Annotated in this window: 4 protein-coding genes and 4 pseudogenes; 4 read left to right on the plus strand and 4 right to left on the minus strand. The window is 32.5% G+C overall.

The genetic code is table 11. From position 1 onward, the window contains the following. Nucleotides 1–220: 220 nt before the first annotated feature. The 3 genes and pseudogenes from BLV40_RS27315 to BLV40_RS27320 all read right to left on the minus strand — a co-directional run. Nucleotides 221–583, minus strand: a pseudogene (locus BLV40_RS27315) (IS4 family transposase); the annotation flags it as partial. A 111-nt stretch (nucleotides 584–694) separates the two neighbouring features. Continuing rightward, nucleotides 695–1,108 carry a DnaJ family domain-containing protein gene (locus tag BLV40_RS29560; protein ID WP_244525468.1) on the minus strand — a complete coding sequence of 138 codons (414 nt, stop codon included), beginning with the start codon at nucleotides 1,106–1,108 and terminating at the stop codon, nucleotides 695–697. 21 nt (nucleotides 1,109–1,129) lie between these two features. After that, nucleotides 1,130–2,322 (minus strand): annotated as a pseudogene (locus BLV40_RS27320) (alpha/beta hydrolase-fold protein). A 1,079-nt stretch (nucleotides 2,323–3,401) separates the two neighbouring features. On the opposite strand from BLV40_RS27320, the gene BLV40_RS27335 reads away from it, so the two are divergent. From BLV40_RS27335 to BLV40_RS27345, 3 genes are all read left to right on the plus strand, one after another. After that, complete coding sequence (locus tag BLV40_RS27335) at nucleotides 3,402–3,740, plus strand: hypothetical protein (RefSeq protein WP_139265635.1); 339 nt, start codon at nucleotides 3,402–3,404, stop codon at nucleotides 3,738–3,740. A 216-nt stretch (nucleotides 3,741–3,956) separates the two neighbouring features. After that, entirely contained in the window at nucleotides 3,957–4,094 is a 138-nt protein-coding gene (locus BLV40_RS29870) for a hypothetical protein (protein WP_348519737.1), read from the plus strand. 27 nt (nucleotides 4,095–4,121) lie between these two features. Further along, the gene (locus BLV40_RS27345) at nucleotides 4,122–5,174 is read left to right on the plus strand and encodes a hypothetical protein (protein WP_090695760.1); all 1,053 of its coding nucleotides are present in this window, start codon (nucleotides 4,122–4,124) and stop codon (nucleotides 5,172–5,174) included. Nucleotides 5,175–5,284: 110 nt separating this feature from the next. Here BLV40_RS27345 and BLV40_RS27350 read toward each other — a convergent pair. Further along, nucleotides 5,285–5,991 (minus strand): annotated as a pseudogene (locus tag BLV40_RS27350) (IS6 family transposase). Nucleotides 5,992–6,215: 224 nt separating this feature from the next. On the opposite strand from BLV40_RS27350, the pseudogene BLV40_RS27355 reads away from it, so the two are divergent. After that, a pseudogene (locus BLV40_RS27355) lies at nucleotides 6,216–6,701 on the plus strand (IS4 family transposase); the annotation flags it as partial.

A 6,701-nucleotide genomic window follows, 5' to 3' on the forward strand; every position in this document is an offset into this window, starting at 1 on the left:
AACCCTAGAAAGCCGAAGGATTCTCCTTTTAGGACATTGACCATCCGAGTCTTCTCCAGGTTCAGTTCAACTCCCAAAGGCTTTAACTCTTCCCGTAGTCGTCGTAATGCCAGTTCAGCCCATCCTCGTTTACTAGAGAGTGTCCACTTACAGCGATAACCATATCGTCGGCAAAACGGTGATAGTTTACAGCTTCGTAATTGCCTTCTGCTGTCTTACGTCGAAAATAGTTTGTATACAAAGTTGGAATCTTGTTAGAAGAACAAAATTGTTGATGAAGTAAATGTGCTAAGAGTTGCTGTAAAAACTGAACAGCCTGAGAATTAAAACGTTGATTGAGTCCTTCTGGACTCATAGAAATGCCTGTGTTTGCTTCTAATCGACTACATAATTGTGTTAATGAAGTATGAGCTATGTTTTGACTTAACCAAATACATAGGGCCACTAAATCTTGTACGCGATATTTACTTTTTCGTTTCACAAATCCTGCATTTCTAGCTAATTGCTCTAAAGCATCAGGTGACATATATTGTTGCAACTCTTTAGAAAACAATTCTAGTTCATCAAAAATTGATAAGTTCATATCAAAAACGCCATCCCTTCCTATGATTCTACAGAAAGAATAGCGTATTTTTTCATTTTAAGGAGAACTTTAATAAATGACTTGTTTTGATTAAGTATTGATTATCTAGTATTAGCCTGGTTTACTTATCTTTAATTTTTGCGCTGACGGCGGACAAGTTAAATTGTACTCATGAATTTTTTTATTAATCATTTCAATCATTGCAGCAACTTCTTCCTGTTCTATGCATGTATGCAATTTTTCCTTTAATGCATCAATTTCTTTCGAAAGTTCAATCCACCTCGGCATAACATGATTATCTTTCATTGTTTTATATAGTTGCCTTTCTGGATTATAAGAGAGACTTTTATCCATTTGCAGTGGTTTTCCTTTTCCTACTAAGTCATCAAATACGCCTTCTTTTTGCGATCGTTTAATAATCGAACTAATATGATCTTCGTACGTATATGACCAAACCTTTTCATCTTTTACTAGAATCTCTTGTTTCTTTAACGCTTTATCTAAATCTTTTTCTCTATCTTTCATATGTTTTCTCCTTCCTTTTTATTATTTCATAGGTATTTTAAATTGTTGTAAGGACACTAATCCTTGAGCAAACTGTTTATGCCACCACAATACATCGTGACCACCAGGGAATTCAACGTAGGTACTTTGATATTCTTTTTCTTTCAGTACTTGCGATAATCTTCTATTTGCTTCTAACAATGGTTTATTTTCTAATTTTCCAGCACTCATATAAATACGTAACGGCAATGTGTTGCTTCTTTTAAATTGATTTTCAATCCAAGGGTGTGTTCCTGTGTAATTTTCTTTTTTCCAATGTACAGAACCAGACATTGATAAAACGCTGCCAAAGTGGTCTGGATATCGCAATGCTGTATAAAAAGCTGCCAAACCACCAAGACTAAATCCGCCAATTGTTGTATGATTGGAGCTTGTATTCACATGGTATCTGTGTTGAATCCACGGAAGTAGTTCTTTTGTTAAAAACATATTCATTTCTTCAGAAAATGTGAGTTCTGTAAATCGATCTACATGTTCAATACCAATTAGAATACATGGCTGAATTTTTTTGGAATGTATAAGATAATCTAGTGTTGTAGCTGCTGATAACGACTGCAGCATAGATCTGCCATCAAACATGATAAGTAAGTCATAAGAAGATTGTTCAGGTGAGTAATTATGCGGAGTATATATCCAGAGTTGACGTTCATTCTTTAAAATCGAACTATAAAACTGATGCGTTTCCACTTTTCCTGTTGCAATATGAGTTTGTTGCTTTGTTTGGTCAATTTGTGGCGATAGGCCTAGCTCTAAAACAGAAATTGGCCCTTCTTCATGCTCAAACATCTTAGAATTCAATGGATCATGCTTATAATTTTCACTTCGTTGTACCCAATCTTCTTCAAAATCATCATTAATTGAAAAGTAATACGTTGAAGCAAACTTTTTTTTGTTCGGAACGTTTTAAACCGTATGTTTGTATGTAATAGTTTATCCATTTCATTCGTTACTATATCCCAACCAGGAAAACTTCCAAATACATATGCATTTTCGGTTTTTTCGTCGCCTAACCAAATATATGTAACAAGATCGTACTCATCATCAATAGGACAAGTCTCCACAATGGGTGTTTGTTGTTCCTTTATTTTCTCTAAAAACAATATAATAGCAGAAGGATTCCCTCGATTTAATTGTTCCGCCAAATCTTGCATAGTTGGACTCGTTAATTTTTTCATTTTCTCTCTCCTTTTCTTCTCTCTTTTTAATTCAACACTTATTTCAATAATTAATTAACTATTTCCTTGCTAGTTACTATGAATATAGTGTATATTGTGTGAACAAAATAGGTATTTTTTAATTTTAATTTTTATTAATTATCTTTATTGATGTAGCAATTAATTCTATCGCATTTCTTCTTTAATAGTTGGTACCTGATAGCCATTAGATAGAAATTTTTTAATGCTTTCAAGGCGAAAACGTGATGTCTTTTATGGCAACCAAGTTTATTTTTCTCGTTCTGGGGTATTTGCTTTTCTTAGCTTGATTGTGATGTAGCGAGAACAAGATATTACAAACCTAACAAGAGAGGATCCGTTTATAGGATCTTCTTTTGTTAGGTATAAATAACTAATTTATTCGATGATTAAATAGAAAGAGTGTAATTTGTTGTACTGGAGTCAGTGTAAAAAAGGCTATAATACCTATTTTTGTATCCTAGCTATAATATAGTCCCTAGAATAAAATTAGCAAGCAAGATGTTCATTATTAGTATTTCACTTTACATTGATTTCTTTTTCACTTTAAATTTCCTGTTAAAAAAAATTATTATTAATTTACTAGTTATATATGACATAAAAAAATATATAAAATATGCTATAACAAAATTATTTGCTACAACATTCATCTGTTTATAGGTGTATATAAAGAAAATTGCTAATATAATTCCCAATAATATTGGTGCAACAAAGACTTTCCTTACAATAATTGTGATTACGATACTTAACAATACACAGGTTAAAGGGATGTAAAAAATTAGCATTTCAAAAAAACCTTGGGTTGACTTAAGGTATTCCATAAAAGCTTCCATAATACACATCCTTTTTGCATAAGTTTATCATGAATTAATATCAAAAAACTTTGTCTTGTCTTTTTATCAACAAAAATTGTAATGAAATAAAAAAACATCTTCCAACATTATATTCCAATTAATTGCTTTTTATTCCAAAATATGGCTTTTAAATATATAATATAATAGAATTTTATATTATAAAGGGGATGGAATTATGAAAAAAGAATGGGGATACTTCTAACTAGTTTGTTCCTAACGTTACCAACGATCGCTAGTGCTGAAAAAGAAAAAGATTGGCATTTAGTGGAACCTAGTAACCCGGGAATTGAAGCGAAATGGTTAGAAGAATTAGGGCCTGAATTTCAACAAGAGTACAATACTTATAGCGTTCAACAAAAAAAAGAAATATTAAGTGAATTCTATAAGGCTTCTAAAAAAACAGAAGAATTTAAAAAACAGCTTGCAAATAATGAAAACGGTAAATCTTTAACTCAGCAGGCATCGGGTAGATGGACTGGCTCTGGTATGGGCACAATGGGAGATGCTCTTGTTTCCTTAGATAATGGTAGTAGTAGTTTTCGGTAGGGGCATGCAGGAATTGTAGCAGATAATAATGCGTATGTATTCGAAGCAAATCCAGGCGAAGGCGTTAAAAGAAAAGCGAATTACTGGAACACTTATTATAATAGTAAATATGCTTTGTATGTAAAAGGTGCAAGTACTAGTTCATATCATGGAGCACAGCATTATGGATGGCAACAATGGAGAAATGGGAAACCTTATGGTTTGTCAATGAATAAAATGGACGAATCTTCTTACTATTGCTCTAAATTAGTATGGCGGGCTTGGAAAAATGAAGGTTTTGATATAGATGCAGATGGAGGCCCTACAGTTTGGCCGGTAGATATATTAAATTCAAACCAAACAGTATCATATTAAAGCCATTTTAATTTAAAGGAGCAAATAATGAAGAAAATAAAAATTATACTATTAACTATAGTAATAATTGCTTCCTCTATAACAGCTATATATTATTTTCTTTTAAAAAGCAATGAAAATCATGTATCCGTGCAAGGTCAAAAATCAACAGCATTTAAGGATATCGGAGTTCTTTATATGAAACCAGGCGTGATACCTAATAGTGAATTTGTATTTATAAAAGATCCGGAAGATGAAATTGTTACAAAGAAAATAACTGGTACTGATTATTATTTTGAAGACACTATCAAAAATAAAGGAGAATTTGTTTTATCTTCCGTTACCAATGGTAATCGTGCTTTTATTGATTCAAAAAATAAAGTTGAATTGGCACGGGAAAAAGAAAAATCTGGAGTCTCTGCTATTTATGAAGATGAGAATTTAGTAATTAAAGGATTAAATGATGATTTGAAAAACTCAACACTACTTATTAAAAGTAATAAGATTAATCACCAGATTAAATTAGTGGGTTATATCACACAAATTGATTATGATCAATCAAAGCATACAGCTTACATTTTTAATGATTTTACCCATGAGCAGAAAAGTGTTCTCTATACAGTTAATGTTGAAACGGGAGAATTAAAAGAATATAGTTTTGATGCCTTTGGTTCACCTAAAAATTTTATTAAAACTAGTGATGAAATCATCTTTAGTTCTGAAAAAAAACTCAGTATTTTTAACAAGAGTACTCTAACTACAAGATACATCGAGCTACCTTATTCTAATACAGTTGGAGTACATGCTTACAAAGATAAATACTATGTAACTTTTGTTGAAGGACATATTGTAGAATATGATAAAAATTTCAACTTATTGAAAGAATATAAAAACTCAAAGGATTCGAAGGTATTTAGAACTAAATTAACAGGTCATTACCTATACTCTTTATCACCAGGAAGTTTCACTGAAAACGGCGAGAATATTTTATATGCTCATGATTTAAAGGGAAACTTGAAAGAGAGTCATTTAATTTTACCGAAAAAAGAAATGTTTTCTATAGATTTTAAAATACTAAATTCAAGTTCAGACAATTCTTAGAATCCTTTATATTAAGGGTTCTTTTTTTGTTTCAAAAGGATATCCTAGAATCGGTTCTGGTGCAAAAATAAAAGAGAATAAAATGCATATATTCCTAACAGAATCGTACCTTATGCTGCAAGTCCAAACAATTGATGAATGAATTTTTTCTGGTTTTGGACAGACTGGTTCCATAAATCAATCTGTTCTTTTTTAATCATATGTATAGCTTCTACTCCAGAAAGAGTGGATGTAGCTGTGTCAAAACATTTGAAACTTAGCAATAGAGCGGATTCACTTCTTTATAAAGCGATGATCTTGTTCTACTATGTTATTCAAGTACTTTTGTTGTCTAAGTTGCATACCATCAGGTATGCTTTTCTTTTTTCAGCTGTTCAATTGCTATAGGATAAACCGGATTCTTATCGACTGTTATAATACGAGGTTTTGAAACATGAAAAGACCGCAAAGCTTTCTTGAAAAAGCGCTTTGCAGCCTTCTGGTCTCTTGTTTTGCCTAGGCAAAAATCGATTGTGTTTCTTTTTGGATCAACAGCACGATACAGGTACATCCATTGATCTTTTACTTTGATATATGTTTCATCGACTCTCCAAGAATCATTTGTTTGTTTAAGATGACGTCGAATTCGTTTGCCCAATTTAGGACCATACTGATGAACCCAACGCATGATGGTCGTATGAGAGATAGATAGTCCTCGCCCTTCCATAATTTCTACAAGGTCACGTAAGCTTAAATTGTGCTGTAGGTACCATCTCACCATTAACATAATAACTTCTGGTTGATAGTGTTTCCATTTGAATGCACTTGGTTTAGACATACTTCATCCACATCCTTTTTAGATTAGTAGTATTAGTATGTCCAAGTTTGATAAATCTTTTGCACCAGAACCGTTTTTTTTCGTTATGGGGGTAATGATTTTTCTTAACTTGATGGTGATGGGGTAGCACCACACATCCATCAACTTAAGGATTTAGACTATTTTTGAAGCTAAAAGCACGTTACTATTCTCTTATGTTAATGAGAAAGGGTGACGTGCTTTTTATGAATATGCACCAAAAACAAGAGTTATCTTTATTTGCTGAAGAGTTATATCGATATATGTCTCCCGCTACACTTAATCAACTAGCTATAGAAGCAGGCGGGATGAAACGAAAACGTAAGTGCCACGGGCACCATTTCTTATCTTTGTATGTATGGTTAAATCAACAAATCGCTACTACCTCTCTTACTCAACTTTGTAGTCAATTAGAAACTTCAACAGGAATTTTATTAAGTCCGGAGGGACTTAATCGACGATTTAATTCGGCTTCTGTAACCTTCTTTCGAACCGTATTTACTACACTTCTACAAGCTAAAATTGGAGGAGTATCTAAGATTTCTCATTCTCTTTCTGCTTATTTTGAGCGGATTCTTGTTCTTGATTCTACAACCTTCCAAGTTCCAGATCGATTCGCAACTACTTATCCTGGTGCCGGAGGATGTAGTCATAAAGCTGGTGTGAAAATTCAACTAGAGTATGATTTGTTG

The organism is Bacillus sp. 166amftsu, assembly GCF_900107445.1.
In the GTDB taxonomy this organism is placed as follows: Bacteria; Bacillota; Bacilli; order Bacillales; family Bacillaceae_G; genus Bacillus_A; species Bacillus_A arachidis.

What these genes read in the sequence shown, in the direction of transcription:
- BLV40_RS29560 (WP_244525468.1), bottom strand. Translation starts at nt 1,108, where the DNA reads ATGAAAGATAGAGAAAAAGATTTAGATAAAGCGTTAAAGAAACAAGAG.
- BLV40_RS29870 (WP_348519737.1), top strand. Translation starts at nt 3,957, where the DNA reads ATGGACGAATCTTCTTACTATTGCTCTAAATTAGTATGGCGGGCTTGG.
- BLV40_RS27345 (WP_090695760.1), top strand. Translation starts at nt 4,122, where the DNA reads ATGAAGAAAATAAAAATTATACTATTAACTATAGTAATAATTGCTTCC.